Annotated in this window: 20 protein-coding genes and 1 pseudogene; 12 read left to right on the top strand and 9 right to left on the bottom strand. The window is 55.0% G+C overall.

Annotation, left to right across the window (positions count from 1 at the left end; translation table 11 throughout):
* Nucleotides 1-225 precede the first annotated feature (225 nt).
* From JOD69_RS17865 to JOD69_RS17850, 4 genes and pseudogenes are all read right to left on the bottom strand, one after another.
* A complete protein-coding gene (locus tag JOD69_RS17865) occupies nt 226-1,662 on the bottom strand; it encodes a TolC family protein (RefSeq protein ID WP_210024111.1) in 1,437 nt (478 codons plus the stop codon).
* Nucleotides 1,649-4,825, bottom strand: a complete 3,177-nt coding sequence (locus JOD69_RS17860; protein WP_210024110.1) for an efflux RND transporter permease subunit — start codon at nt 4,823-4,825, stop codon at nt 1,649-1,651. Before JOD69_RS17860 ends, JOD69_RS17865 begins: the two co-directional genes overlap by 14 nt.
* A gap of 22 nt (nt 4,826-4,847) precedes the next feature.
* The gene (locus JOD69_RS17855; RefSeq protein ID WP_210024109.1) at nt 4,848-5,933 is read right to left on the bottom strand and encodes an efflux RND transporter periplasmic adaptor subunit; all 1,086 of its coding nucleotides are present in this window, start codon (nt 5,931-5,933) and stop codon (nt 4,848-4,850) included.
* A gap of 1,030 nt (nt 5,934-6,963) precedes the next feature.
* A pseudogene (locus tag JOD69_RS17850) lies at nt 6,964-7,430 on the bottom strand (SulP family inorganic anion transporter); the annotation flags it as partial.
* 276 nt (nt 7,431-7,706) lie between these two features.
* On the opposite strand from JOD69_RS17850, the gene JOD69_RS17845 reads away from it, so the two are divergent.
* Nucleotides 7,707-8,147: a hypothetical protein gene (locus JOD69_RS17845; RefSeq protein ID WP_210024108.1), complete on the top strand. Its 441-nt coding sequence runs from the start codon at nt 7,707-7,709 to the stop codon at nt 8,145-8,147.
* 15 nt (nt 8,148-8,162) lie between these two features.
* Complete coding sequence (locus JOD69_RS17840) at nt 8,163-8,534, top strand: transposase (protein ID WP_210024107.1); 372 nt, start codon at nt 8,163-8,165, stop codon at nt 8,532-8,534.
* Nucleotides 8,535-8,553: 19 nt separating this feature from the next.
* Here the strand turns inward: JOD69_RS17840 and JOD69_RS17835 are convergent, their stop codons facing one another.
* The 3 genes from JOD69_RS17835 to JOD69_RS17825 are packed head-to-tail and all read right to left on the bottom strand — an operon-like array spanning nt 8,554 to nt 10,314.
* Nucleotides 8,554-9,948, bottom strand: a complete 1,395-nt coding sequence (locus tag JOD69_RS17835) for a sigma-54 dependent transcriptional regulator (protein ID WP_210024106.1) — start codon at nt 9,946-9,948, stop codon at nt 8,554-8,556.
* A gap of 7 nt (nt 9,949-9,955) precedes the next feature.
* Nucleotides 9,956-10,123: an ATP-binding protein gene (locus tag JOD69_RS17830; RefSeq protein ID WP_348529969.1), complete on the bottom strand. Its 168-nt coding sequence runs from the start codon at nt 10,121-10,123 to the stop codon at nt 9,956-9,958.
* A gap of 53 nt (nt 10,124-10,176) precedes the next feature.
* Entirely contained in the window at nt 10,177-10,314 is a 138-nt protein-coding gene (locus JOD69_RS17825; RefSeq protein WP_156881922.1) for a hypothetical protein, read from the bottom strand.
* Nucleotides 10,315-10,867: 553 nt separating this feature from the next.
* On the opposite strand from JOD69_RS17825, the gene JOD69_RS17820 reads away from it, so the two are divergent.
* From JOD69_RS17820 to JOD69_RS17785, 8 genes are all read left to right on the top strand, one after another.
* Nucleotides 10,868-11,209, top strand: a complete 342-nt coding sequence (locus JOD69_RS17820; protein WP_210024105.1) for a hypothetical protein — start codon at nt 10,868-10,870, stop codon at nt 11,207-11,209.
* Nucleotides 11,210-11,611: 402 nt separating this feature from the next.
* Nucleotides 11,612-11,770 carry a hypothetical protein gene (locus JOD69_RS17815; RefSeq protein WP_210024104.1) on the top strand — a complete coding sequence of 53 codons (159 nt, stop codon included), beginning with the start codon at nt 11,612-11,614 and terminating at the stop codon, nt 11,768-11,770.
* Between the two features lies 1 nt (nt 11,771).
* Nucleotides 11,772-12,506: a helix-turn-helix domain-containing protein gene (locus JOD69_RS17810; protein ID WP_210024103.1), complete on the top strand. Its 735-nt coding sequence runs from the start codon at nt 11,772-11,774 to the stop codon at nt 12,504-12,506.
* 91 nt (nt 12,507-12,597) lie between these two features.
* The gene (locus tag JOD69_RS17805) at nt 12,598-12,807 is read left to right on the top strand and encodes a ribbon-helix-helix domain-containing protein (RefSeq protein WP_210024102.1); all 210 of its coding nucleotides are present in this window, start codon (nt 12,598-12,600) and stop codon (nt 12,805-12,807) included.
* 166 nt (nt 12,808-12,973) lie between these two features.
* The gene (locus JOD69_RS17800; protein WP_210024101.1) at nt 12,974-14,728 is read left to right on the top strand and encodes a DUF262 domain-containing protein; all 1,755 of its coding nucleotides are present in this window, start codon (nt 12,974-12,976) and stop codon (nt 14,726-14,728) included.
* Nucleotides 14,729-14,938: 210 nt separating this feature from the next.
* A complete protein-coding gene (locus JOD69_RS17795) occupies nt 14,939-17,314 on the top strand; it encodes a class I SAM-dependent DNA methyltransferase (protein WP_210024100.1) in 2,376 nt (791 codons plus the stop codon).
* A complete protein-coding gene (locus tag JOD69_RS17790) occupies nt 17,314-18,726 on the top strand; it encodes a restriction endonuclease subunit S (RefSeq protein ID WP_210024099.1) in 1,413 nt (470 codons plus the stop codon). Before JOD69_RS17795 ends, JOD69_RS17790 begins: the two co-directional genes overlap by 1 nt.
* A complete protein-coding gene (locus JOD69_RS17785) occupies nt 18,713-21,709 on the top strand; it encodes a type I restriction endonuclease subunit R (RefSeq protein WP_210024098.1) in 2,997 nt (998 codons plus the stop codon). The genes JOD69_RS17790 and JOD69_RS17785 overlap by 14 nt, the downstream gene beginning before the upstream one ends.
* A gap of 17 nt (nt 21,710-21,726) precedes the next feature.
* Here JOD69_RS17785 and JOD69_RS17780 read toward each other — a convergent pair whose 3' ends face one another.
* Nucleotides 21,727-22,239 carry a hypothetical protein gene (locus tag JOD69_RS17780; protein ID WP_210024097.1) on the bottom strand — a complete coding sequence of 171 codons (513 nt, stop codon included), beginning with the start codon at nt 22,237-22,239 and terminating at the stop codon, nt 21,727-21,729.
* 4 nt (nt 22,240-22,243) lie between these two features.
* Nucleotides 22,244-23,314, bottom strand: a complete 1,071-nt coding sequence (locus tag JOD69_RS17775; RefSeq protein WP_210024096.1) for an XRE family transcriptional regulator — start codon at nt 23,312-23,314, stop codon at nt 22,244-22,246.
* Nucleotides 23,315-23,441: 127 nt separating this feature from the next.
* Between JOD69_RS17775 and JOD69_RS17770 the strand changes: the two genes are divergently transcribed.
* Together JOD69_RS17770 and JOD69_RS17765 are read left to right on the top strand one after the other, a co-directional pair.
* On the top strand, nt 23,442-23,666 hold the full coding sequence (locus tag JOD69_RS17770) for a DUF2188 domain-containing protein (RefSeq protein ID WP_210024095.1): 225 nt from the start codon (nt 23,442-23,444) through the stop codon (nt 23,664-23,666).
* 9 nt (nt 23,667-23,675) lie between these two features.
* Nucleotides 23,676-25,031, top strand: a complete 1,356-nt coding sequence (locus JOD69_RS17765; RefSeq protein ID WP_210024094.1) for a DUF4365 domain-containing protein — start codon at nt 23,676-23,678, stop codon at nt 25,029-25,031.
* Nucleotides 25,032-25,280 lie beyond the last annotated feature (249 nt).

Raw genomic sequence — 25,280 nt, 5'->3', positions numbered from 1 at the left:
AGTCGAAGGGCCTGTCCTGAGCCTGGTCGAAAGGCGGTTCGTACCTCACCGCATTCTACGATACCGTCGGCGCTTTCGTCGAAACCGATCCGCCGGACGGGCCTCATCGCCCGGTATCAGGCCTCCGGGCAGGCTACCAGATCACGGTGAGCTAGACCGACTGGCTACACCGCCGGTCAGCGTTTGGGATGTCAGGCGCATCGCCGTGCTGCGCCTTGGGGACGGTTACCGCCATCCTCCGCCGAGCGATCGATAAAGATCCACAACGGTATTGACCTGCTTCAGTTTCGTTTCAATGAGTTCCTTTTTTGCATCCAAGGCATCCCTTTGCGTTAACAACACCTCCAGATAGTCGGCACGAGCGGATTTGAACAGCTGGCCGGCCACATCGATCGATTGAGCGAGCGAGTCAACCTGCTCTTTCTTGAGCCGATAAGCCTTATCCAGATTATCTATTTTCGAAAGCTGGTTGGAGACTTCAGTATAAGCATTCAGTATGGTTTGCTCGTATTCATATGCTGCCCGAATCTGCTTGGCATTGGCGTTTTTGTATTCCGCTATGATGGCATTCTTGTTAACCAAGGGAGCCACTAATTCTCCGGCGACCATTGCTGCCAACGACTCCGGTGTGTTGATCAAGTGCTTAAGAGCAAAAGCCTCAAAACCTATTCCGGCTTTTATACCAAAGGATGGATAGAAATTAGCTCTGGCCACGTCTATATTCAGCTCCGCAGCCGCAAGTTCAAACTCTGCTTTTCTGATATCGGGCCGGTTTTGCAGCAATTGCGACGGAATGCCCGCGTTGAGTATTTTGGGCTTGATATCCATAAAACCGCGCGAGGCCCGCTGGATAGGCTGCGGCGCTCTCCCCAACAAAAAGTTGATGCGATTTTCGACCTCCGTGATCTGCTGCATTAACCCAGACTTTTTGCTTTGGTTTTTTGCCACTTCCGCTTGGTAACGCTTGACCGCAAGCGTAGTGGTTCTGGCATAAATCTGGAGCTGCTTCACCACCTCCAAACCGTTTTGCTGAATTGCGATATTTTGCTCCAGATTCTCGAGCTGATTGTCCAATGCCATGAGCTCATAGTACGCATGGGCAATCTCGCTGACCAAATTCGTTACCAAAAAGTTTTTTCCTTCCTGACTGGCCATGTATTCCAGCACGGCCACCTGCTTCGCGTTCCTCAGCTTTTTCCAAATGTCGATCTCCCAGGTCGAAAACAGCCCGAATTGATAATTACCTAGAAATGCTGGGAATGGCTGGCCATTAGCTAGCTTCAGATTCTCCTCGACAGCGCCATTACGCGTATACTTGCCGACTTTTTCTCCATCTGCGCCAATACCTATATTCACGGAAGGTAAATAGGCCCCTCGACGTGCTTGAATCTCATTTTCCGCAGTGCTAATACGCTGCAGCATCATATTGACTTCCTTGTTATTGGCGATAGCGATATCGATCAGGCTCAATAAATTCGGGTCTTCGAAAAAGTCCTTCCATTTCACGGTGCCCGAGTTAGCCTTTTCCGCGAGGCCGGGCTTGAATCTATCAGGAAGCTGCGTATCTGCTTTCTTGATTGTTATTTCTGGAATTCCGCAGGCATGTAACATTAATCCGATTACGCCCAATGTCATAAGACGAAACGTTTTACTCTTCGACATCGTTCGTGCCGTACTGATAAGTTTCCGTTAGAGGGTTAATGTCTTCGTCTCTAATTAATCGCTTACCTTCCGTCATCTTGGCGAAAACGTAATAGAGCCCTGGGATAAGCAGAACGCCGAATAGGGTTCCGAAAAGCATCCCGCCCAAGGCGGAGGTGCCAATCGTCCGGTTGCCGACCGCTCCCGCCCCGGTGGCGACCGCTAACGGTACCAACCCGGCGATAAAGGCGAAGGACGTCATCAAAATCGGCCGGAAACGCGCTTTCGCGCCCTCAATCGCCGCATCCCTGACGGACATACCCTGGGCTTGTTTTTGAACGGCGTATTCCACGATCAAAACGGCGTTCTTGCCGAGCAAACCAATCAACATCACCAAACCCACCTGGGAATAAACATCGTTGGCAAGCCCCGTGGCTTTCAGCAGGAGGAACGAACCGAAAATACCGGCGGGCAGAGAGAACAACACCGTCAGCGGGAGAATGAAGCTTTCGTACTGCGCCGCCAGCACCAAATAGACAAACACGATCACGACCGCGAAGATCACCAACGCTTCGTTGCCGCGAACAGCTTCGTCGAACGACAGGCCTTCCCAGGCAATGTCATAACCGCGGGGCAGGGTGGCGGCGGCGACTTCCTGAACGGCTTTGATGGCGTCGCCGGTGGTATAGCCGGGGGCGGGCTCGGCACGGATAGCTGCCGAGTTGTAGAGGTTGTAGCGGGTAATTTCGTTGGGACCTTGCCGCTTTTTCATGGTCATAAAGGCGGAGTACGGCACCATTTCGCCCTTTTCGTTTTTCACGTAGTAATTCAATACATCCGTGGGAAAACGCCGGAATTCGGGCAGGGCCTGGGCATAGACCTTGAAAAAGTTATTGAAGCGGATAAAGCCTTGCTCGTAAGTACTGCCGATCATGATGTCCAAGTTCTCCATCGCTTTATCGATGGAGACGCCTTTTTGCATGGCGAGCTTGTTATCGATGATCAGTTCATACTGCGGATAATTGGCTGCGTAAAAGGTAAATAAACCGGTTAATTCTTTGCGCTTGCGCAAAGCTGCCATGAATTCCTGGTTGATTTTGTCAAACTCATAGTAATCCGTATCCGAAGTCTTATCCAATAACCGCAATGCCAAGCCGGAAGCTGCGCCGTAGCCGGGGACTGCCGGCGGTTGGAAGAACTCGATGACGGCGCCGAAATCGCGGGTTTTTTCCTCCAATTCTCGGATTACATCTTGTACGGATACCTTACGCTCAGACCAATCTTTCAGGTTGATGATACAAGTACCCGCATTGGAACCGCGTCCTTCGGTCAGTACCTCGTAGCCCGCCAAGGAAGAAACCGATTGCACGCCTTCAATTTGTCTGGCTACGCTTTCGAGCTGTCGTGCTACTTCGTAGGTGACTTCGAGCGTCGAACCGGGGGGTGTTTGAATAATCGCATAGATCATCCCTTGGTCTTCGCCGGGAATAAAGCCGGCGGGCAGGGTTTGATTCACCGCAAAAATACCGAAAGAAAACCCAGCCAAGGCCAAAAACGTAACGATCCGCCGAGTGACGACGGCATTCAGCAGCTTAACGTACCGTCCCGTGGCTTTCTCGAAGATATAGTTGAAGCCATCGATGAATAAATTAATCGGAGTTTTTCTTTTGGGTCTGCCATGGGGGTTTTTCAGAATCATCGCGCACAGAACCGGGGCGAGCGATAAGGCCACGATTGCCGAGATGATAATCGACGATGCCATGGCTATCGAAAACTGCCGATAAAACACGCCGACCGGACCGGTCATAAAGGCGATGGGGACGAAAACCGAGGTCATGACCAGGGTAATCGCGATAATGGCGCCGCCGATTTCCCCAAGGACTTTTTGCGCAGCAACATAAGGGGAAATATGTTCGGCCTCCATTTTGGCATGCACGGCTTCGACTACCACGATGGCGTCGTCGACCACGATACCGATCGCCAAAACCAAGGCAAACAGGGTAATCAGGTTGATGGAAAGTCCGAATGCCGACATCACGGCGAAGGAGCCGATCAACGAAACAGGGACCGCCAAAATGGGAATCAGGGTGGAGCGCCAATCGCCCAAGAAAACAAATACCACCAGCGTTACCAGAACGAATGCTTCCGCTAGGGTATGCAGGACTTTGTCAATCGAGGCATCGACGAATCTCGACACGTCGTAGTTGATTTCATAGTCCATACCCTCAGGGAACGAGTCTTTCAATTCTTTCAATTTCTCCTTCACGTCCTCGATGACTTTGCTGGCGTTACTCCCATAGTTTTGTTTAAGCACGATCGAAGCCGAAGGAAAGGAATCCTTGTCGGAGTAGATATCGTAAAACTCGCTGCTTAGACTGACTTTGGCGATATCTTTAATGCGCAGCATCTTTCCTTCGGGCGTGGCGCGTATGATGATGTCTTCATACTGTTCCGGCTTGTTGTACCGCCCTTGGTAAACCAGTACATACTCTTTGGATTGGGCGGTAATACCCGTACTTTGCCCGATTCGTCCCGGCCGGCCGATAACACTTTGCTTGGCGATGGCATCCATCACTTCATCGATCGAGACGTTATAAGCCCTCATCCGGTCCGGATTCAGCCAAATCCGCATCGCATATTGGCGGCTGCCCAATATCTTGGCTTGGGCAATGCCATACACGCGCTGGACTTCCGGGATTACATGGACGTTGGCATAGTTGAATAGAAATTTCTGGTCCGCGTTTTTGTCCGTGCTGTACAGGTTGATGTACATGAGCATACTGGGCTGTACGCGTTCGACGACCACCCCTTCCAGCTGAACCAGCTTCGGCAGTCGGTTCATGACTTGGTCCAGGCGCGTCTTCACGTTGACCATCGCTACGTTAGGATCGACGCTCAGGTCGAACAGCACTTGAATGGTCGCTTCACCGGCGCTGGTTGCATCCGAGATGATGTATTTCATGCCGGGAACGCCGTTGATGGCACGTTCGATCGTGATTAACGACGATTTCACCAGCACATCCGCGCTTGCACCGGGAAACGCCAAGGAAACGATCACGCGGGGCGGTGCGATATCCGGAAATTGGGAAATGGGCAAGGACCGAACCGCCAATCCGCCCATGAACAGAAAAAGCAGCGATAACACGATCGCCATGACAGGTCGTTTGATAAAAACATTGAACATGGCCAAATCATTTCCGACACGGTTACTCGGTATACAGATCCAGCTCTGCGAGGACTTTCTCCGCTGACATCAAGTCGATCTCTACGGCTTGCCCTGGATGTACCTTGCGCAAGCCTTCCAGCAAGACCCTGTCATCGTCTTTCAAGCCGTCCTTGACGATAAACAGATGCGGCAAGGTGGCTTCGATATTGATGAGCCGTTGCTCTAGTTTTCCTTCCGGGTTGATGACGTAAACATAGGTTTTGTCCAAAATTTCGAAAGTCGCTTTTTGCGGGATCAACATGGCGTTTGGGTAGGGTTTCTCCATCAGAATCGTGCCGGTCTCGCCGTGTCGGAGCAGCTTGTCCGGATTGGGGAAAGTGGCTCGGAACTCGATGGTACCGGTGGTATTGTCAAAATCCGCTTCTATGGTCTCCACTATTCCGGTTTGGTTGAAAATCTGACCATTGGCCATCCGCAGTTTTACTTTGGTCGGTTCGTTGCCCCGCTTGTGGATTTTGTAATCCAGATATTCGGCTTCCGGAACATTGAAATACACCCACGTTTTGCTAATGTCGGATAAAGTGGTTAACAAGGTGCCCTCTTCTACCAAGCTGCCGCTTCTCACTTCCAAGTGATCCATAATGCCGTCGAAAGGCGCGTTGATATCGGTGAAACTCAAGTGTGCTTCCGTCAATTTCACCTCTGCGTTGGCCTTGTCCAATCTGGCTTTTGCCAAAGCCAACTCATTGGGTGAAACGATATTTCTGTCAGCCAGTGCCTTGGTATTGAGATATTCAACATTCGCAGTATTGGCTTCGGCCTTTGCTTTTAACAGCTTCGCCTGATAGACGGTAGGCATGATTTTGAACATGGGGCGGCCTTGATTCACCAATTGCCCCTCGTCGACAAAAATATTCTGTATATAGCCTCTTTCCAGTGCCCGGATTTCAATATGCCTTATTGCGTGAATCTGACAAACATATTCCCTGGTGACAGTAGTATCCTGGCGAAGCGGTGTAGTCGCCTCCAGCCTTGCGTTTTCTTCCTGCTTTTCGGTTCCTCCTTGGTGGCAACCAGTTAATAAAACGGCACTTAACCAGATAGCTAAATATGTCTTTAGATTCATTTGCTAGATCGTTAAATCTGGATGACAAAAGATGTTCTGTATTAAATACTCGTTTGCGGGATTAAACAGTGCGCCCAATAAATCCCATTTACTTTTGGCGGCACCTCGAAAATTCGCGAGCCTCAGCAAGCTCAGTACGAATGGTTCTAATCAGATCAATCGGTTCCGTTCGTGCCGAGCCTGTCGAAGCATGAGCGTGACAGGCCGGTGAGCAGGCCGGAGGAATCTCACCTCCAGACTCGCTCAGAACGGTGCGTTAACCTCTCGACTCACACCGCTCCCATCAAGCAAACGTACCCTTCATCCCCAATTGGCAGTGCACGAATAGCCAAGGTTGCTTCCCAGCCATACCTCAATAGGAATCGCTTCGTACACCCGCCATTGGTCGATGGCGAACGCTTTCGTTGCCTCATCGGTTTCCTCCTATTTTCAGTTGAACGCCGAATGCTACGGCTTGACTCGGACCCTTTGCTCCAGCCGCATTACCAGCCATCATCGGCTCTTACGGTCCTATCCGTCCCAGGGCTCCGCCTCGGTACTCTCGCCTCGTGGTTGCCGCCACTTGTGCTTCTCCCTTGTCATCGGAACGACTGGTTCCTGCAGTTCCACACCAAAGCCAGAGTCGGCTTCACGCCCCCTGTACGCCGGTCGCCGCTTGCCCGGTAACCCGGTATCCGGCAAGTTCGTCCCGGAAACTCGGAACTCTTCCGGTTTTGACGACAACTCAGGGATTACGACGCGTCATCGAGAGTTCACTTGCGTTCGTCTCTACGGGCCTTACCTGCCGAGGATATCCCCTGAACTTTGACCCCCACGCTCACCACCATCGGCTCTTAACCGCAGCAGCTTGGTGTGGTTTGAAGTCTGCTCCTGAAAACCGACTCCGAGGGACCTATCCTCATCTCTCGTGTAGCATCTACACAGTTTGTTCGTTCAGCCCTGAACCAAGTTTCCGTGTGCCTGCGGCACACTTTCGAGGTGCCCTTTGCGGTCGGCCGATGAGGATTTCGCGGCTTTTCGGCTTGGCCTTGAGCATCACATGGATTTGCTTACCATGATGATGGTGCCGATGGAGGCCAGCATGCCGTGCACCACCGAGGCGGGAAAATAGGCGTTGAGCTTTCCCGCTTTAAAGACTCCCATCGGGATTTTCAGCACGCTCGCCACCGCGATGGCGGCCAAGGTATAGCGGTAACCCGAGATGGCGCTCCCCTGCCCCAGGGACTGCACCGCCGAGAGAATCACGACGATCAATCCGGCCACTGGGCCTTTGATCGTGACATGAGAGCCGTTGATGCTGGATACGATGACCCCGCCGATCATGGCACTGACGATCCCGGCCATGGGCGGAAAACCCGAGGCCATGGCGATGCCGAGACACAGCGGCAGTGCGATCAGAAACACCGGAAAGCCGGATACGAGGTCCGATCGCCAATGGTCTTTAAGTCCAGGCAGACCGGTTCGAGGCACCCGGCGCAATGTTTGTACTGAAGCCATAGTCGTCCTCGTAGAGTTGTACCGGCTCTGCCAAAGCGACTTCCGTGCCAAACCTACTATTTTTCTAGGTTATTGATTGCGAAAACGGTTTTTTACTTTGAAAAGTCCGCCAGACTCGCACCGGTTCAAGATCACCGGTGAAACTGGCTTATTCAAACCATCTATGGATGATATTTCCGATCATCGGAGATCAAGCCGATGCACGGCAGAGGAGTACTATCAAGGACAATCAATCGGCTAGGAATCGACGCAAGTTCCGGTTCTTGCATGATCCCGATGCTCAGCACACGTCAGCGCCGCGAGCGGGACACGCTGGCGCCAAAGCCCCATGCCGGAGGCCGCCAGCCTCGCTTGGCCGAGTACGATGCGGCGCTACGCGCTGCGGAAGGCGAAGCCGACACGACCCTGGCGGAACTCCGCGAGGCCTTGGGGTTGAAGGTCCAACTCTCGACGCTCTGGTACCGCCTCAACCATCTGGGCCTGACCTTCAAAAAAACGCTCCGAGCCGCCGAGCAGGCCCGCGAAGACGTCCGCCTGGCCCGTGACGCATGGCACGCGGAACCACCCACACTGGCACCTGCCAAACTGGTCTTCGTTGACGAGACCTTCGCCACCACGGCGATGAACCGGCTGTATGGCTGGGGACCTAACGGCGAACGGGTGATCGGAACGATCCCGCAGGGGCATTGGCAGACCACGACCTTTGTGGCGGCCTAGCGGCAGGAGGGACTGATGGCGCCCAGGGTCACCGAAGGTCCGATGAACGGCGATCGCTTCCTCGGTTATGTGCGGGAATTTCTGTGTCCGACCTTGTCACCGGGGAACGTGGTCATTGGGGATAACCTCTCGTCACACCAGGTGAGCGGAGTCCGGGAGGCCATTGAAGCCCGCAGGGCCATTCTCAAGCCCCTGCCGCCCTATCGCCCGGACCTCAATCCGATCGAGCAGGTCTTCGCCAAGCTCAAGGCACGGCTCCGCAAGGCGGGGCAACGCGCCGTCGAGGCGATTGGGGACGCCATCGGCAAACTGTTGGATCAGGTGACTTCGGCCGAATGTCGGCATGATTTCCGTCACTGCGGCTATGTCGCCACACGCCAGCCTTGAAAAGGCTCAAGTCGAGAGCTTAACTCGATTCTTTCAACCCGTACTTCCGGATGCGGTAGCGCAGCGTCTCGCGGGTCGTGCCGAGGGCACGGGCGGTGGCGGTGACGTTGCCGGCGTGCCGCTCCAGCGTGGTTCGAATGATGTAGCAGTCCATATCGTCCAGCGCCATGCTCCCGTCGAGCGGAATGAATAGCCCATCCTCGGTAGCAGAAGCGTGTCCCGGCATCCCTTTCAAGTCTTGCCGGCGCAGCTGCAGCCATTCGACCGGCAACAGCGGTCCCTCGGCAAATAGCACGCAGCGCTCGATGACGTTCCGCAATTCCCGTACATTGCCGGGCCAGTCGTGCGCCCGCAATTCCGCCCAGGCCGCTTCCGGAACCACCTTGACGTGCTTGCCGGCCTTGGCGTTGAACTCGGCCACGAAAAGCTCCACCAAATCCTCCAAATCCTCCTTGATGTCCCTGAGGGGCGGCAGGGTGAGCTTGAACACGCTCAAGCGATGGTAAAGATCGCCGCGGAATTCGCCGCGCTTGACCATGTCCTCCAGATCCCTATGGCTTGCCGCGAGGATTTGCACATCGACCGAGATTTCCTTCTCCGAGCCCAGCCGGCGGATTTTCCGGTCCTCGATCGCCTTGAGGAGCTTGGACTGAAGATCCGGAGCCATCTCGCCAATCTCGTCGAGAAACAAGGTGCCGCCTTCGGCCTGTTCGATCAATCCCCGGTGCCGTGACAGGGCGCCCGTGAACGCACCGGCCTCGTGCCCGAACAATTCGGATTCCAGGAGCTCGCGCGGCAGCGCCGCGCAATTGAGTTCGATCAACGGGTTTTCCGCCCGTTTCCCGCCATAATGCAGGATGCGGGCCGCAAGGCCCTTGCCGGTGCCGGTTTCGCCGCCGATGATCAAGGCGCTGAAAGGCACTTGGGTCAAGCGCGTCAACATCTCGCGCACCCGCTGCGCCGCCCGGCTCTTGCCGACATAGGCTTCCGGCGAATAACGGCGATAGCGCTGGCGGACTTGCTGCGCCAGGCGCTTTTGGGCCTGGGCGCTGCGGGCGGCGGCGGCGATCACCAAGTCGAGCCGCGACATCTCGCACGGTTTTTCGAGGAAGTCGTACGCACCCAGGCGCAAAGCCCGCACCGAATCCGGCACGCTCCCGTACCCGGTGAGCAACAGCCATTCGGTATTGGCGATCTGCCCTTGAAGCGATTCCATGAAATCCAAAGCGTTGCCGTCCGGCAGATTCATGTCGGACAGGATCAAGATGGGCTCGAATCCCTGTTCCAGCAGCAACTCTTTCGCATCCTTGAGGTCTTTGGCCCATTCCACTTCCCAACCCGCCTTGCGATAGTGGCGCGTCAGTTCGGAACCGAACAAGGCTTCGTCTTCGATGATCAGCAAGGTATTCAGCACGGCAAACTCAGACCCATTGACAAGGAAGCGTTAAACTCACCCGAGCTCCACGGGGCTCGACATTCGAAATATCCAGCTGCCCGCCCAGGTCGCGCGTGAACCGCTGAACCATGGCCAGACCGAGGCCAGTACCGCCAAGAGCCTCTTGCTCGAGGTGGCGCTTGACCGCAAATATTTGTTCATCGATTCAGAGAATGGCAGGGACAGGTTGAATATCGGCGATGCTGCTTACTCGTATTTAACTGAATGAACCGTCATTTGCTTCCTGGAATCGTCACTCAGACCCTGGGCAATATCGACGTCAGTCACTACGATGGATAGAACAGCGAGCACGATGCTGTAAACGAACTGGTTCATAAACCGCATCAGAATACTCCACGAAACACGGGAATGTTTTTGCCGAAAAACAGATACCCAAATGGGATTTAACGATGTCGGCAATAAACACAAAGCAAATAAAGTGCCACAAAGAAATGTTTACTTATCAATTACATGTCGCTCCATGACAGTGCTCGACTGGTGTAATTGCACGCGGAATCGGTGATTTTGAACTGGTCGAATGGGCGGCTATTGGCGCTCGCCGAAAGCTGTCTCCTCGGCACACACATTGAAGCTTGGGCGCTAGAGTAATCCAGCGCAGAATTTATTATCCGGACCGCTGACGCGCTGGACATAGGCCTTATAGGCTTATGCTCGGGTCTTTCCCATAATCATGAACCGAAGGCTCGGTCATGGACGATAAAAATCCTCAGGCACCGCTCATGACAACAGAAGAGAGGGCTCTTCGCAAGTGGCCATCCTCGTGGGGATCAGTCTGTTAGCCGGCGCTATGGGAGGTGCGGCGGCAACAGCGATGGCCACCTACCTCAAAGATCAAGTCACCCACGCGCGAGCGCCGATCATAGAACACAGGTAAACCATGGAGAAAAAGCCAAGGATGAACAGGGAGAACGTTGTCCCGTTTCGGCCTGGAACGGCGGGCCGCACACGGCCGCCGTTTAAGGGTCCACGCCTGGTCTGGCCCACGCGCACCGATGTGATCGCGGCGGTCGCGCCGGTCGCTCGGGCGGGGCGGATGACCTTAACCGGCGCTCGCGCGGTCGTTTGGATCCTCTCTCTGCCGTATCACGCCGTCATGCGCTTGTACGTCGGCATCCTCCGGGTGATCGAGTTCTTCGGCGCGATGGTCTTCGTTACGGTGTTCTTGATGCTCGGCTGGCTGTTGATCCAAATGGTCCGCGATTACCTGGCCGGCACATAAAGTGTCCTTCGGACAGTTTTTTGATCCCCCTCCCATCCCCAAGGGTAGTGGATCTCTAGGCCGAAATGATCGGCTTGAATCGGCCGTTTTGTCCAGGTAGTCTGGTGACCCGCTACAGCTAGACGAGACCATCGGTTCATGAATTGGTGGCGACTCTCGATTTTTCGGCTTATGAACTGATTTTGCACCTTATGAACCGATCACACACCAGGCTAACATCAGAACCAACATGCCTTTATGAACCATTCGGAAAATTCCATAGCCTGATGAATTTGGCGATATCATTCTGATTATAAAAGGCAATGTTGATTTATTGCGACACATTGTTAAGCGACTGATTCTAGATTGATTCATATCGGCTCTTAAAATTCGCTCAACATCATTGTTTGAGCGAGGTTTCCTATGCCGAAAAATGTCGATGCCGTCTTTGATTTTATGGCCGCTCTCCCGCCGGATCGGTGGCTTCTGGTGATTGTTCTCGTGGCTTTGGGCGTAGTGGTCTACGCCCTTCATGTCCACTGCAGGGTGGTCGAGACCCTGACCAAGAAGGGGGGAAATTGAGATGCGCGAATTCGCAAAACTGCCAACCTCCTGGATCACCGATAAGGAAAGGCCAGGGTTAAAGCGGCTTAAGTGGGATGGCACCGACAATGCGGGCAACGTGGCGGCGCTGATGATCTACATTGCGATTGCCCACCACGTGAACGAGAAGCCCAACGAGGCGTTTTCGAAACCCGGCTTCGCTCGCCTGTCTTATAGCGATTTTCAGAAGATTGTCGGTTTGAGCCGCGCCAAGATCGCGGCAGGCCTGAAAATCCTGGAAGACTTGGGAATCGTGGTAGTCAATAAGGAGGAAAAGACCAGCGTCTATCAGCTCGTGGGTTACCCGGCTGAAAGATGGGGGAAGCTACCCTGCGGGTATCTGTACCAGGATGGCCGGATCAGGGTTTTCGGGGATTTTCACTTGCGCCTGAAGAACGAACTGAACGCCCTGAAGATGTACCTCTTGATGGTTGCTTTTCGGGACAACGCAAGCAATTACACGATCATCGCCTACGAAAACATACACAGATACACCGGCATTCCCGAAAACGACATTCGGAGTGCGATTTCCCTCCTGGTAAACCTGAGACTGATTCAAGTCGATCGCTCCTCTGAGCCGATGGACGACGGGGAGTCCTGGACGATTAAGAACAAGAACCTCTATCGTCTTTTAGGATTGCGCGGCCGGCACCTTGGCAATACCAGTAAGGACGATCTACACCAGCACATCGAGACGGCTAACCTGCCGGATTAGTGGCGTGATCCAAGATGGGAGAGTTATTCTGCTGCAATATATGCAGCACTTTTGAGCTAGACTTTGTCGATAGCCCCGGCTAAGAGAATCCATGGCAAACCGCAAGAAAGAGAAAACGCTCACCCGGATCACGATCAGCGTCGACCCGGATGACTATGCCAGCATGGAGCTGCTTGCCGAGAACAGCCGGGTTTCCACGTCATGGCTGATCCGTCAGGCCATGCGTGAATTTCTGGAGCGCCTGGAGGGCGGTGAGACGATCAATATTTCCCTAGGGGACGCCGGATCGGGGAGAAAGTGACGGTGGCGGGACGGATGTAGAGACCTGGCAATTGGTCCTTGCCGAGATTCCTCACATCGTGCCTTATCAGTAAACGCTCATCAGAGCAAAATCCGGGCTGTTTTCCATGACCTCTTGGAAATGGCCAGGAGATATTTAAGAACAATAACAATTGGATGTTGGATCAATGTCGACTTTCGATTCCACCAAAACACGGCTTGCCGACCTGCTCAAAGACATCGTGGCGGGAAAGGTGCAGCTACCCGACTTTCAGCGCGGATGGGTATGGGATGACGAGCATATTCGTTCCCTTCTGACCAGCATCGCCAGGGCCTTCCCGGTTGGAGCCGTCATGCTGTTGGAAAGTGGTGGGGAGACACGCTTCAAAGTGCACCCTGTCGAGGGCATTGATGCGGCCAAGGCAACACCGGACAAGGTGGAGAAGCTCATCCTCGACGGCCAGCAGCGGTTAACCTCCCTCACTCAGGTGCTTATGCTCACCAGAGCCGTGGAGACGCGTGATCACAAGGGGCGCGAGCTCAAGCGCCACTACTACATCGATATCGAAAAAGCGCTCGAAGGTCCGGAACTCTACGAAGAGGCGATTTTCGGAGTCGATGAAGACCGGACTATCAGGGAAAACTTTGGACGGGATATCAAGCTGGATTTGAGTGACCCCGATAAGGAGTATCAGAACTTCTGTTTTCCCTGTAACCAGATTCTCAACTCGGATAGCTGGGAAGAAGGGCTGAATGCCTATGATTCGGCCAAATTTACCCGGTATATGCGATTCCGGAAGACCCTGCTGGCTGAGTTTCGTAACTATGACATCCCGGTTATCGAGCTCAAGAAGGACAACAAGAAGGAAGCCGTTTGCCTGGTGTTCGAGAAGGTCAACACGGGCGGTGTCCCGCTCTCCGTTTTTGAGCTGATCACGGCCACCTATGCGGCCGACGGGGTCAATCTCCGTGACGAGTGGTTTGGCAACCCAAAAGAGAAGATCGAAGGAATCCGACAGCATTTTGCCAAGCAGCGCATGCTCCACGGAGTCATGCCGACGGAGTTCTTTCAGGGGTTGACCCTGCTCCATACCTTCGAGCGGCGTAAGGACGACATTGCTGCCGGCAAAACTGGAAAGCAGATAACCGGTGTCAGTGCAAAACGCGAAGCTGTTTTGGCTCTTCCACTCGCGGCTTACGAGAAATGGAAGCAGCCCCTGAAGGAGGGTTTCTGGCGTGCCGCGAAGTTTCTCCGAAAGGAGTCCTTTTTCTCGACCACCGACCTACCCTATCGAACCCAGCTTGTCCCTCTGGCGGCCGTGTTAACCCTGCTCGGGGAACGCTGGCTCGAACAAAAGACCTACGAAAAACTTGCCCGCTGGTACTGGTGTGGTGTTCTGGGAGAGTTCTACGGCGGAGCCGTGGAGACGCGCTTTGCACTGGATTTGCAGGAGCTGATGGCGTGGGTGGAAGGCGTGAACCAAGAGCCTGCGACGGTCCGCGATGCGAACTTCCAGCCGGCGCGGCTGGAAACCCTTCGGTCACGCAACAGCGCAGCCTATAAGGGCATCAATGTGCTGATCCAGCGGAACGGCGCTCAGGACTTTTTCTGGAAGAGCACGATCCGCGAACTAGACGAGACCGACTGGGAAGACTGCAAGCTGGACATCCACCACATCTTCCCCAAGGCCTGGTGTGAGGCCAATAACATCCCCGAAAAGCGCTACAACTCGGTGCTCAACAAGACACCGATTTCCTACAAGGCCAACAGGATGATCGGCGGCAAAGCGCCGAGCGATTACCTGAAGCAGCTTCAACAACACGCGAGCGTCGGGCTCGACGATCCGCAGATGGATGCCATCCTGGCAACGCACTGCTTGGCCCCCTCCCCCTTCGTAGTAATGACTTTGATGGGTTCATCGAAGCGCGTATGCAGCTTCTGATTGACCGGATTTCGGCTGTGATGGGGAAGCCTGTAACCGCGACTGGCGAGATTGTTGCCGATGATGAGATCGATGAAAACGACTGATTCCTGGTCAAGCTGGGGAAGGTATCTGCGCCTGCGATACCTGAAAGGTCTCCAGCCGCTCAATGTGACGATGAGGTCCACGGCCTTCGTCATGGGCTGGACGGAGTAGAGGGAAAGGACACAAATGGACCAATCGCAACTCAAGTGGATTGCCGACTTTATCTGGAACATCGCCGACGATCGGCTTCGCGATGTCTATGTGCGCGGCAAATACCGGGATGTCATTCTGCCCTTCACTGTTCTGCGTCGCCTTGATGCGGTGCTGGAAGCGACTAAAGATACGGTTCTGGAGCGCAAGAAGTTCCTGGATCAGAACAAAGTAGTCGATCAGGACGGCGCGTTGCGCATGGCCGCCGGCCAGGCCTTCTACAATACTTCGGAATTCACGCTGGCAAGGCTGAAAGCCAGTGCGTCGGGCCAGCGCCTACGCGACAACTTCATTGATTATCTGGACGGATTTTCGCCCAACGTCCAGGAAATCCTGACCAAGTTCAAATTTCGCGACCAGATTCAAACGATGGTCGATGCCGACATTCTCGGCCATCTCATCAGTGACTTCCTTGACCCCGAGGTTAATCTTTCGCCGCTCCCGGTAAAGGACGTTGATGGACGCATCAAGCTGCCAGCACTGGATAACCATGGCATGGGCACAGTCTTCGAGGAGCTGATCCGGCGTTTCAACGAAGAAAACAACGAGGAAGCCGGCGAACACTTCACCCCACGCGATGTGGTGAAGCTCATGGCGAAGCTCTTATTCCTGCCTATTACCGATGCAATCGAGTCAAGTACGTACTCGCTGTACGACGGTGCCTGCGGTACTGGTGGCATGCTCACCGTTGCCGAAGAGACCCTGCAGAACCTAGCCGAGAGCCACGGCAAGGAAGTCTCAATCCACCTGTTCGGTCAGGAGATCAACCCGGAAACCTATGCCATTTGCAAGGCCGATCTGCTGCTAAAGGGTGAAGGCGACGAGGCCGAGAAAATCGTCGGTGGGGCGGACAAGTCCACGCTGTCGGCCGATCAGTTCCCTTCGCGCGAGTTCGATTTCATGCTCTCCAACCCGCCTTATGGCAAGAGCTGGAAGACCGATCTGGAGCGCATGGGCGGCAAGGCAAACTTCAGTGATCCGCGCTTCATCGTCAGCCACGGTGGCGACCATGAATTCAAGCTCATCACCCGTTCCAGCGATGGGCAGCTGATGTTCTTGGTGAACAAGCTGCAGAAGATGAAGCACAAGACCCCGCTGGGCAGCCGTATTGCGTTGGTCCATAACGGCTCGGCTCTGTTTACCGGTGACGCCGGGCAGGGAGAAAGCAATATTCGGCGCTGGGTGATCGAGAACGACTGGCTGGAAGCCATCATCGCGCTGCCGCTCAACATGTTCTACAACACTGGCATAGCTACCTACATCTGGGTGCTCACCAATCGTAAGGCCGAGCACCGGCGTGGCAAGGTGCAGTTGATCGACGCCACCCAGTGGTTCCAGCCGTTACGCCGTAACCTTGGTAAAAAGAATTGCGAGCTGTCCGATGCTGATATCGGCCGCATCCTAGAGCAGTATCTCGCCCAGCCGCCCATCAATGCCGAGGCGGCGAAGGCCATGCCGGAATGCAAGTGGTTCGACAACACCGATTTCGGGTACTGGAAGATAACCGTCGAACGCCCACTACGGCTGAAAAGCCAGTTTTCGCACCTCGCCATCGCAAGCCTGCGGTTCGCTTCAGGCGATGAGGCTTTACGCAGCGAAATTTACAGCCGGTGGAGCGACAAACTGTATGACGAGTTCGCACGAGTGCGGCCTGAGATCGAGGCCTGGCTCAAGGGAGACGAAGGCGAGGAGGAGACCGATACCGACTCGGACGACGAAGACGCTAAGCCGGTCAAGAGAACCATCCCGGAAAAGCGCCGTAAGAAGCTCCTCGATCCTGTTACCTGGCTGCGTGACAAGAACCTCGTCGAACTGGCGCGTCTGGCCCGGAAGGAAATGGGCGATGACGTGTTTGATGATCACAACGAATTCCGTGCCCGCTTCGAGGCCGTGATGAAACAGCACGGCAAGAAGCTAAGTGCTTCGGACAAGAAGGCTATCTACAAGGCCGTGAGCTGGCGCGACGAGAATGCGCCACCGGTTATCGCCAAGCGCAGCAGACTTCGGGCGGATGATTTCTTCGAACCCGGCTACGACGGCGCGTATCTGGAACAAATCGGCAAGGATCGCTTCATGCTTGAATACGAGCCGGACACAGACCTGCGCGACACCGAGCAGGTACCGCTCAAAGAGCCCGGCGGTATCGAGGCCTTTTTTGCGCGCGAAGTGCTGCCACACGCACCCGATGCCTGGATCGCAATGGACGCGACCAAGATCGGCTATGAGATTTCGTTTGCTCGCTACTTCTACAAACCCACGCCGTTGCGGACGCTGGATCAGATTCGCGCTGACATCCTGAAGCTGGAGCAGCAAACCGAGGGCCTGCTGCACAAGATCGTAGGGGCTGCATGATGGCAACCGCAAGTGCCTACCCGAACTACAGTGAGTCCGGTTTACCTTGGGCGCCCAAACTGCCCGACGGCTGGAAGGTGCTGCGAAATGGTCGCTTGTTCGTCCATCGTGTGGAGACCGGCTTCCCCGACCTGCCTATTTTGGAAGTGTCGCTGCGTACCGGCGTACGTGTGCGCGACATGGAGAACCTGAAGCGTAAGCAAGTGATGAACCAGAAGGAGAAGTACAAACGAGCGGTCAAGGGCGATATCGCCTACAACATGATGCGGATGTGGCAAGGCGCGGTTGGTCCTGTGCCTGTGGATGGGTTGGTGAGCCCCGCTTATGTTGTGGTCAAGCCTTTCCCGGAGGCCAACAGCACCTATTACAGCTATCTGTTCCGCACAAATGCCTATATGCGCGAGGTCAATAAGTTCTCGCGCGGCATCGTAGCTGACCGCAACCGGCTTTATTGGGACGAATTCAAGCAGATGCCGTCCTTAGTGCCTCCTCGTCCGGAGCAAGACCAGATCGCCGCCTACCTCCGGGCGCAGGATGCTCATGTTGCCCGCTTCATCAAGGCCAAGCGTGACCTCATCGGGCTGCTAACGGAGCAAAGGCAGACCGTTGTTGAAGGCGCAGTTACACGAGGCTTGAATACGTCGGCGGCACTACGGGACTCCGGGATTGATTGGATAGCACATGTGCCGGCCCATTGGGAAACGTGCAAGATCAAGCACGTAGCGCAATTCAACCCCTCGCGTTCGGAGAGCGCTGCGCGTCGCCGCAATGAAGAGTCAGTATCGTTCCTCCCGATGGAGTGCATCACCACAGACGGGAAGCTCCAGAACGTCGAAAGCCGGAATATTTCGGATGTTTGGGAGGGTTATACCTACTTCCGGCGTCACGACGTGGTCATGGCGAAGATCACCCCCTGTTTCGAGAACGGCAAGGGCGGTCTGCTCGACACTCTGCCAACGGATATTGGTTTTGGAACGACTGAATTCATCGTTCTACGCCCGGTCGCGCGTCGCGTCAGACCTGCATTCCTATCCAAGTTGCTGTCGCTGAAGACCTTCAGAACCTTAGGTGCTGACGCTATGACCGGGGCGGCTGGTCAGCAACGGGTTCCGTTGGATTTCGTCAAAAACTTCAAGATCGTATTGCCTCCTCTGGAAGAGCAAGACAGCATCCTTCAATTTCTCCAGACAGCAACAGAGGAACAGGATTCGGCTATCGAGAAGATCAAGAGCGAGATTGCTTTGATCCGCGAATACCGCGACCGCCTGATCGCCGATGTCGTCACCGGACAGGTGGATGTGCGCAGCTGGGTGCCCGGTCCCGACGACGGGGTGACCGAAGACGACCTGGCCGCGCTGGGTGATGACGAAGAAACCAATGCCGATGGGGAAAACAACGATGGCGACGACTGACACCAGCGAAAAGGGCCTGGAGGCTCTGATCGTGCGTGATCTCTGCACCGGCGGCGGCTATGTGCAGGGACAGCCCACCGACTACAACCGCGATGTCGCTTTGGACGTGGCGAAACTGTTGGCCTTCCTGCAGGCCACCCAGCCCAAGATCATCGAGATGCTTGAGTTAGGACATGAAGGCATTAAGCGCACACAGTTTCTACACCGACTGCAAGGCGAGATTGCCAAGCGTGGCGTTGTCGACGTGCTCCGAAAGGGGGTAAGCCATGGCCCGGCACACGTCGATCTGTATAAATTCCTGCCGACGCCGGGTAATGCCAGCTCGGGCGAAAACTTCGACAAAAACATTTTCAGCGTGACCCGTCAGCTCCGCTACAGCAACGACGAGACGCAACGTGCGCTGGACTTGGCAATTTTTATCAATGGCCTGCCGGTCGCAACCTTCGAGTTGAAAAACTCGCTGACCAAGCAGACGGTCGCGGACGCCATCGTTCAATATCAGACTGATCGTGACCCGCGCGAGCTGCTGTTTCAACTGGGCCGCTGCATGGTGCACTTTGCGATAGACGATGCCGAGGTGCGCTTCTGTACGCATCTGACTGGCAAGAGCTCCTGGTTCCTGCCCTTTAACCAAGGGCAGAACAGCGGGGCTGGCAACCCGCCAAATCCGCACGGTTTGAAGACTGACTACCTGTGGAAGCAAGTGCTGGCCATGGAGTCCCTAGCCAACATCATCGAGACCTTTGCCCAAATCGTCGAGGAAGAAGACGAACGGGGTAAGAAGAAGCGTAAACAGGTCTTCCCGCGTTTCCATCAGCTGCGCACCGTGCGTGCGTTGTTGCGGCGTAGCCGTGAAGACGGTGTTGGACGGCGCTATTTGATCCAGCACTCCGCGGGCAGCGGCAAGAGCAATACCATCGCCTGGCTGGCACACCAGTTGGTCGAGCTAAAATCGGCTGCCGATCTTAGTCTTGCGCAGTTCGATTCGGTCATTGTCATCACTGATCGGCGCGCATTGGATACGCAGATTGCCCGAACAATCAAAGGCTACGATCATGTCGCCTCGATCTTCGGTCATTCGGACAGCGCCGAGGAGCTGCGCGGCTTTCTGAGGAAGGGTAAGAAGATCATTGTTACCACGGTCCAGAAATTCCCTTTCATCCTTGATGAGCTGGGTGATCTGGGTTCGAAGAAGTTTGCCCTCCTGATCGATGAGGCGCATTCCAGCCAGGGCGGCAAGACCACGGCCAAAATGCACATGGCCTTGTCCTCCGCGCCAGGCGATGACGAGGACGACGAGGAATCCGTCGAAGATGCAGTGAACCGGCTGATCGAGTCCCGAAAGATGCTGCCGAACGCCAGCTACTTTGCCTTCACCGCTACACCCAAGAACAAGACGCTGGAGTTATTCGGCGAGCGTTACGAGGAAGGCGGCGAGGTGCATTTCCGTTCGCCGCCGGAGCTGACCTACACAACCAAGCAGGCCATACAGGAAGGTTTCATCCTCGACGTAATTCAGAACTACACGCCTGTAGACAGCTTCTACCGTGTGGCCAAGACCGTGGAAGACGACCCGGATTTCGACAAGGTCAAGGCTCTCAAAAAAATCCGCCACTATGTCGAGTCCCACGACAAGGCTATCCGGAGGAAGGCGGAAATCATGGTCGACCACTTCGTGGCGAATGTGGCAGGTAAGCGTAAGATCGGCGGGCAAGCGCGGGCGATGATCGTATGCAACGGCATTGCGCGAGCCATCGACTACTTCCGCGAAGTGTCTGATTACCTGGCCGAGATCAAGAGCCCATATAAGGCCATCGTGGCCTATTCCGGTGAGTTCGAAATCGGCGGGGTGAAGAAGACCGAGGCGGACCTGAACAGCTTCCCAAGCAAAGATATCCCAACCAAGTTGAAGCAGGACCCCTATCGGTTCTTGATCGTCGCCAATAAATTCGTGACCGGCTTCGACGAGCCGCTGCTTCATACGATGTATGTGGATAAGCCGCTGGCTGGTGTGCTGGCTGTCCAGACCCTGTCTCGATTAAACCGAGCCCACCCGCAAAAGCACGATACCTTTGTGCTCGATTTTGCCGATAACGCTGAGGCCGTGAAGGCCGCGTTTCAGGAGTACTACCGCGCCACGGTGCAGGTGGGCGAAACCGACCCCAATAAGCTGCACGACCTGAAGAATGATCTCGATGCACAACAGGTTTATGCCTGGCCACAGGTCGAGGAACTGGTTGCCCTGTATGTGAAGGGGGCGGATAGGGACAAGCTTGATCCGATTCTGGATGCCTGCGTCGAGGTCTATAAGGACAACCTGAACGAGGATCAGCAGGTCGAATTCAAGGGCAAAGCCAAGGCTTTCGTGCGCAGCTATGGGTTCTTGGGCGCGATCCTGACCTACGGTCACCCGGCCTGGGAGAAACTGGCGATCTTCCTCAACTTTTTGATCCCAAAACTGCCGGCACCGAAGGAAGAAGATTTATCCAAGGGCGTGCTCGAAGCCATCGACATGGACAGCTACCGGCCAGAGGTCAAGGCCTCTCTGAGTATGGCTATGGACGATGCCGACGGGACTGTGGAGCCGGCGCCACCGGGTGGAGGCGGTGGAGGTGGAGAGCCTGAGATCGACAAGCTCTCCAATATCATCAAGACCTTCAATGATCTTTTCGGCAACATCGATTGGAAGGACGCCGACAAGATTCGCAAGGTGATTGCGGAAGAGATTCCCGACCGTGTTGCGAAGGACAAGGCTTACCAGAATGCAATTCAGCATTCCGACAAGCAAAACGCCAGGATGGAACATGACAGGGCGCTCAATCGGGTGATCCTGGAACTGCTGGCCGACCACACGGAGCTATTCAAGCAGTTCAGCGACAACCCCAATTTCAAACGGTGGCTGACAGACACGGTGTTTGATGTAACCTACCAGCCGGGTATTCCGCCCTCTGGCGGACAGAGTATCTCAAGTCCTATGGCCTGATTTTCCCCAGAAGCCGGTTACTCAAGCATCGTCCGGAAGCGTTTTATGAATGCCCGCAGCTCCCGCGCTGGAAGACGAACCGTCGGATCGCTCTCGAACATCTCCAGAGCTGAAAGCAGTTGAACAACGGGACTTGTTCCCGCTTTTTGGATTTCATCAATCGCCCACAGCACCCCGTGAACTTCGATACCATTTCCATCAGCCACTGAGCGAAGCAGGCCATCCCCTGTCAACAGGATACAGCCCGGATTCTGTTCCGCGAGGGTAAAAGCAAAGCAGTCATGAATGGACAGGGCGGAGAACTGGGACGCCACTTCTTGCGCCCGCAAGACACCTTCTCCAGGAAGTCCGACGACTTTCATCCCGCTGTCCAGCAGCAGCGACTTCTCCGCCGCGCTGAACTTGAGGAGTTCTTCCTCGAAGAGTGTGTCGGGGATGACGATTTCGTAAGGCAACCCGAGGAAGGCTTCCAACAAAGAAGCCTTCCTCAGATCAATTAGACAACTGCTGTCACTGACGATGATCCGCATGCGGCTATGCCGGCCCCTTCAATTCTGCCTCAACCTCCTCGATCGGCTGGCGGAGCAGTTCCGCCGCTTTGGTGAGAGAAATCAGTCCTTCGGCAAGAGCCCGATAGCACAGCCGCTCAAACCGGCGCGGTCGTTCCCAAGATCCCCTTTCAGTTTCCAGTTCCTCTGGTTCTGAAGTCCGCCAGCCCCTGGCAATACTTTGGAAGGCATAAGTCAGCGTCGATTCGCTGATAATGCCGATGTTTTTAAGGCGGACCAAAAGAGCGGCCCCACTCACCCGGTATAGGCGCTTGAGGTGGATGATCTCCCTGTAGCTCAAGTGGTCTCGGCGTTTGCCAACTTCGCGCATCAGATGGTCACGCGGCATCAGGAAAGCACCTGCGAAGTAAGTGGCGGCTTTCTCTTCCTCCTGTTCGGTCAGCCCTTCAGGGTCGATGACACGGTGCGCGAGTTCATGCGCCAAAGTCAGGCGCCGTCGTTCCAGGGGGAAACGCTGGTTAACCACTATTACCGGCAGTTCCGGGAGGTTACCGCGCCGTCTCACCATGCAGGTGAAACCGGAGACCCTCTCCGGTAGCTCCTGGATGAGCACTTTCAGTCCTTTCTCTTCCAGGAGCTCGGTCATGTTCGGAATTTGGTCTCTCCCCAGATTCCACTGCTCCCGAACATCGTCCGCAAGCGCCTCAGCCTCTTCAACCACACTCAGTCTCCGAGGTGGATCGATAGGGGTTTCCCACTCAGCGCTGTTGAGTTCTAGGATGTGTTCGATTTGTAGATAGCGCTCGATCCATTCGATGACTTCAGTTTCAACATGAGCGCGATCCTTTCCGGTGGTATTGGCCTTGGTTCGGAAGTCGACACTGGTGAGTTCAATGCCCTGGGTATCCATCAGATAGGCCAGAGACACGCCCAGAGCCTTGCTTAAGGCCAGCAATACACCCGAGCTTGGCGTCATCTCATCGCGTTCATATTTGCCGATCGCTTGTGCAGTCACCTTCCCTTCGAGGGCCTCGGCAAGCCCTCGCAAAGATAGCCCGGCCTTTTTCCGGGCGAGCTTGATGCGGGTACCGATCATAACTTGACTCCTCGCCCTAGTGGGTTTACATTTTTATTATTATGTACGAATTGTAAACCTAGGCCGGCGGTCAGTCAACCTGAAGCTGGGTGGTGGTCGAACTAAATCATGAAGGAGAAATGCGATTATGAGCAAGAAGAATCAACATGTTACGCCGCATGAGCGGGGCTGGGCAGTCAAATCTGAAGGCGCCCAGAGAGCATCCTCAGTTCACCGTACCCAGAAAGAGGCCATAGAAAAGGCGCGCGAGATCGCGCGTAACAATCACAGTGAGCTGCTCATCCATAATCGCGAGGGACAAATTCGGGACCGTGACTCCTTCGGTCACGATCCGTATCCACCGAAAGGTTGAGCGAGGCCCATGGTAGTAGTCCCGCGATCGAAGAAAATCAGCGCTCAGCAAGTTGTGGGTGAACAGGGAGCTGCCCATGTAGATGCGCGCGCCCACTCTATCGGCTTTCTCTTCAAACGTTACGGCGCGCCCGAGGCAGGCATCGATGGGCTTATCGAGCTCCGTGATCCTGAGACGGGCGAGGTCGGTGGCCGGTTGATCGCGGTTCAGATCAAGACCCGGCAGGATCGTCCATACACTGGCGAAACGGATGATGGCTTCGAGTATCTTTGCGAACCCGAAGATGTGGCTTACTGGCAGCAAGCCAATTTGCCGGTGATTGTGGTCCTTGTTCGTATCTCCGACCAAAGCCTCTACTGGAAAGCAGCGCCGACAGGCTCGATTTCCGACCCTGAAACCCGCCGGCTGCGAATCAACAAAGCAACAGACAAATTTGATGAACAGGCAGCCAGTGCGATTGCTATGTTGGCCGTTGACCAGGCACAGCCAGGTGTCTGGCTACCGCCATCGCGCCAGCCAGATGACCTCCTGTTGAACGTCGTCAGAGTCGTGCTTCCTAAGACCATCCAGGTCGCGGCAACGACCTACAGGCATGGCAAGGATGCCTTAAAGGCCTTATTGGATATCACCGATCATCCGCCTACCGAATGGGTGGCGAAGGGGGGACGGTTGGTGTCGTTCCTGGACCTGGAGAGTTCTGAGCTGCGTCACGTCGTTGATGTTGGTTCGATCGAGCCCCTTTCGATCGAAGATTTCTCGCTTCATGAGGATGAAGACGAGCAGCGCCTCTTTGTTGAGTTGCTGAACCGGACACTCCGCGCCCAGCTCGATCCACTCCTTGTATGGAACAAGTTTCTGAAGCTTTATTACTTTGCGCCTGAGCAAGGCAAAATCGACCGCTCGCTTCGCTATATGTCATCAAAGAATGAGGCCACCCGTGCTGTGGTGAAAGCCAAGCACCGACCTGATGGCTCGATATCCTACGTCCGGCATAGTGCCTTTTCCGGCCGGTTTTGCCGCCAGTTCGATGACTGGTATTTGTCCATTGAACCGACCTATGTCTTTACCCGCGACGGCATACGTCCCGATCGTTTTGCTGGCGAGCGGATTTCCAAGCTCAAGCGCCTTGAGAACAATGCCGCCGTTCGCGGCCAATTTGTCATGTGGCGCTCGTTATTGACAGGGCTAGGTCAAAGCCCGCGGCAGACCGATCTTCTCGATCCGCCGGTGCCTTCGATTCCGCAATTCTTGCACTTCGAGGCTCTGGATATGATCGAGCTGCCTCTTTCGGTTCCCGATGATCTGTGGCGTGTGCGCGATACTCATCCACCAGAAGTGAATGAAGAGGAGTTGCCGCTGCTATGAGTTTTCGTCCAGGCTTCATCGAAGAGCCCTTGCTGGAGTTCGGGAACAATGGCCGTGAGATCGACATCCGTCTTGGCTTAATGCGCCACGGCCCACTTGAGCCTGAACGTGCGACAAGAGTCAGGCTCGGGATCATCGGGACTGCGGAAACAATGTAAGCGTCCGCCGAGGACCGTCTCGACGGGTTGAAAGGCTCAGGCGACACTGGTGCGAGCGGACGCATGGGGTGTCCGCGCACTCTTGAGGTGG

It is taken from the genome of Methylocaldum sp. RMAD-M, assembly GCF_017832375.1.
Taxonomy (GTDB): domain Bacteria; phylum Pseudomonadota; class Gammaproteobacteria; order Methylococcales; family Methylococcaceae; genus Methylocaldum.
This window is presented reverse-complemented; position numbering and strand designations above follow the sequence as displayed.

Excerpts from the sequence above, each read along its gene's own strand:
- JOD69_RS17865 (WP_210024111.1), bottom strand. The coding sequence starts at position 1,662 with ATGTCGAAGAGTAAAACGTTTCGTCTTATGACATTGGGCGTAATCGGA.
- JOD69_RS17770 (WP_210024095.1), top strand. The coding sequence starts at position 23,442 with ATGAGCAAGAAGAATCAACATGTTACGCCGCATGAGCGGGGCTGGGCA.
- JOD69_RS17780 (WP_210024097.1), bottom strand. The coding sequence starts at position 22,239 with ATGCGGATCATCGTCAGTGACAGCAGTTGTCTAATTGATCTGAGGAAG.
- JOD69_RS17860 (WP_210024110.1), bottom strand. The coding sequence starts at position 4,825 with ATGTTCAATGTTTTTATCAAACGACCTGTCATGGCGATCGTGTTATCG.
- JOD69_RS17820 (WP_210024105.1), top strand. The coding sequence starts at position 10,868 with ATGGAGAAAAAGCCAAGGATGAACAGGGAGAACGTTGTCCCGTTTCGG.
- JOD69_RS17840 (WP_210024107.1), top strand. The coding sequence starts at position 8,163 with ATGGCGCCCAGGGTCACCGAAGGTCCGATGAACGGCGATCGCTTCCTC.
- JOD69_RS17805 (WP_210024102.1), top strand. The coding sequence starts at position 12,598 with ATGGCAAACCGCAAGAAAGAGAAAACGCTCACCCGGATCACGATCAGC.
- JOD69_RS17765 (WP_210024094.1), top strand. The coding sequence starts at position 23,676 with ATGGTAGTAGTCCCGCGATCGAAGAAAATCAGCGCTCAGCAAGTTGTG.
- JOD69_RS17815 (WP_210024104.1), top strand. The coding sequence starts at position 11,612 with ATGCCGAAAAATGTCGATGCCGTCTTTGATTTTATGGCCGCTCTCCCG.
- JOD69_RS17775 (WP_210024096.1), bottom strand. The coding sequence starts at position 23,314 with ATGATCGGTACCCGCATCAAGCTCGCCCGGAAAAAGGCCGGGCTATCT.
- JOD69_RS17790 (WP_210024099.1), top strand. The coding sequence starts at position 17,314 with ATGGCAACCGCAAGTGCCTACCCGAACTACAGTGAGTCCGGTTTACCT.
- JOD69_RS17785 (WP_210024098.1), top strand. The coding sequence starts at position 18,713 with ATGGCGACGACTGACACCAGCGAAAAGGGCCTGGAGGCTCTGATCGTG.
- JOD69_RS17795 (WP_210024100.1), top strand. The coding sequence starts at position 14,939 with ATGGACCAATCGCAACTCAAGTGGATTGCCGACTTTATCTGGAACATC.
- JOD69_RS17810 (WP_210024103.1), top strand. The coding sequence starts at position 11,772 with ATGCGCGAATTCGCAAAACTGCCAACCTCCTGGATCACCGATAAGGAA.
- JOD69_RS17855 (WP_210024109.1), bottom strand. The coding sequence starts at position 5,933 with ATGAATCTAAAGACATATTTAGCTATCTGGTTAAGTGCCGTTTTATTA.
- JOD69_RS17845 (WP_210024108.1), top strand. The coding sequence starts at position 7,707 with ATGCTCAGCACACGTCAGCGCCGCGAGCGGGACACGCTGGCGCCAAAG.
- JOD69_RS17800 (WP_210024101.1), top strand. The coding sequence starts at position 12,974 with ATGTCGACTTTCGATTCCACCAAAACACGGCTTGCCGACCTGCTCAAA.
- JOD69_RS17825 (WP_156881922.1), bottom strand. The coding sequence starts at position 10,314 with ATGCGGTTTATGAACCAGTTCGTTTACAGCATCGTGCTCGCTGTTCTA.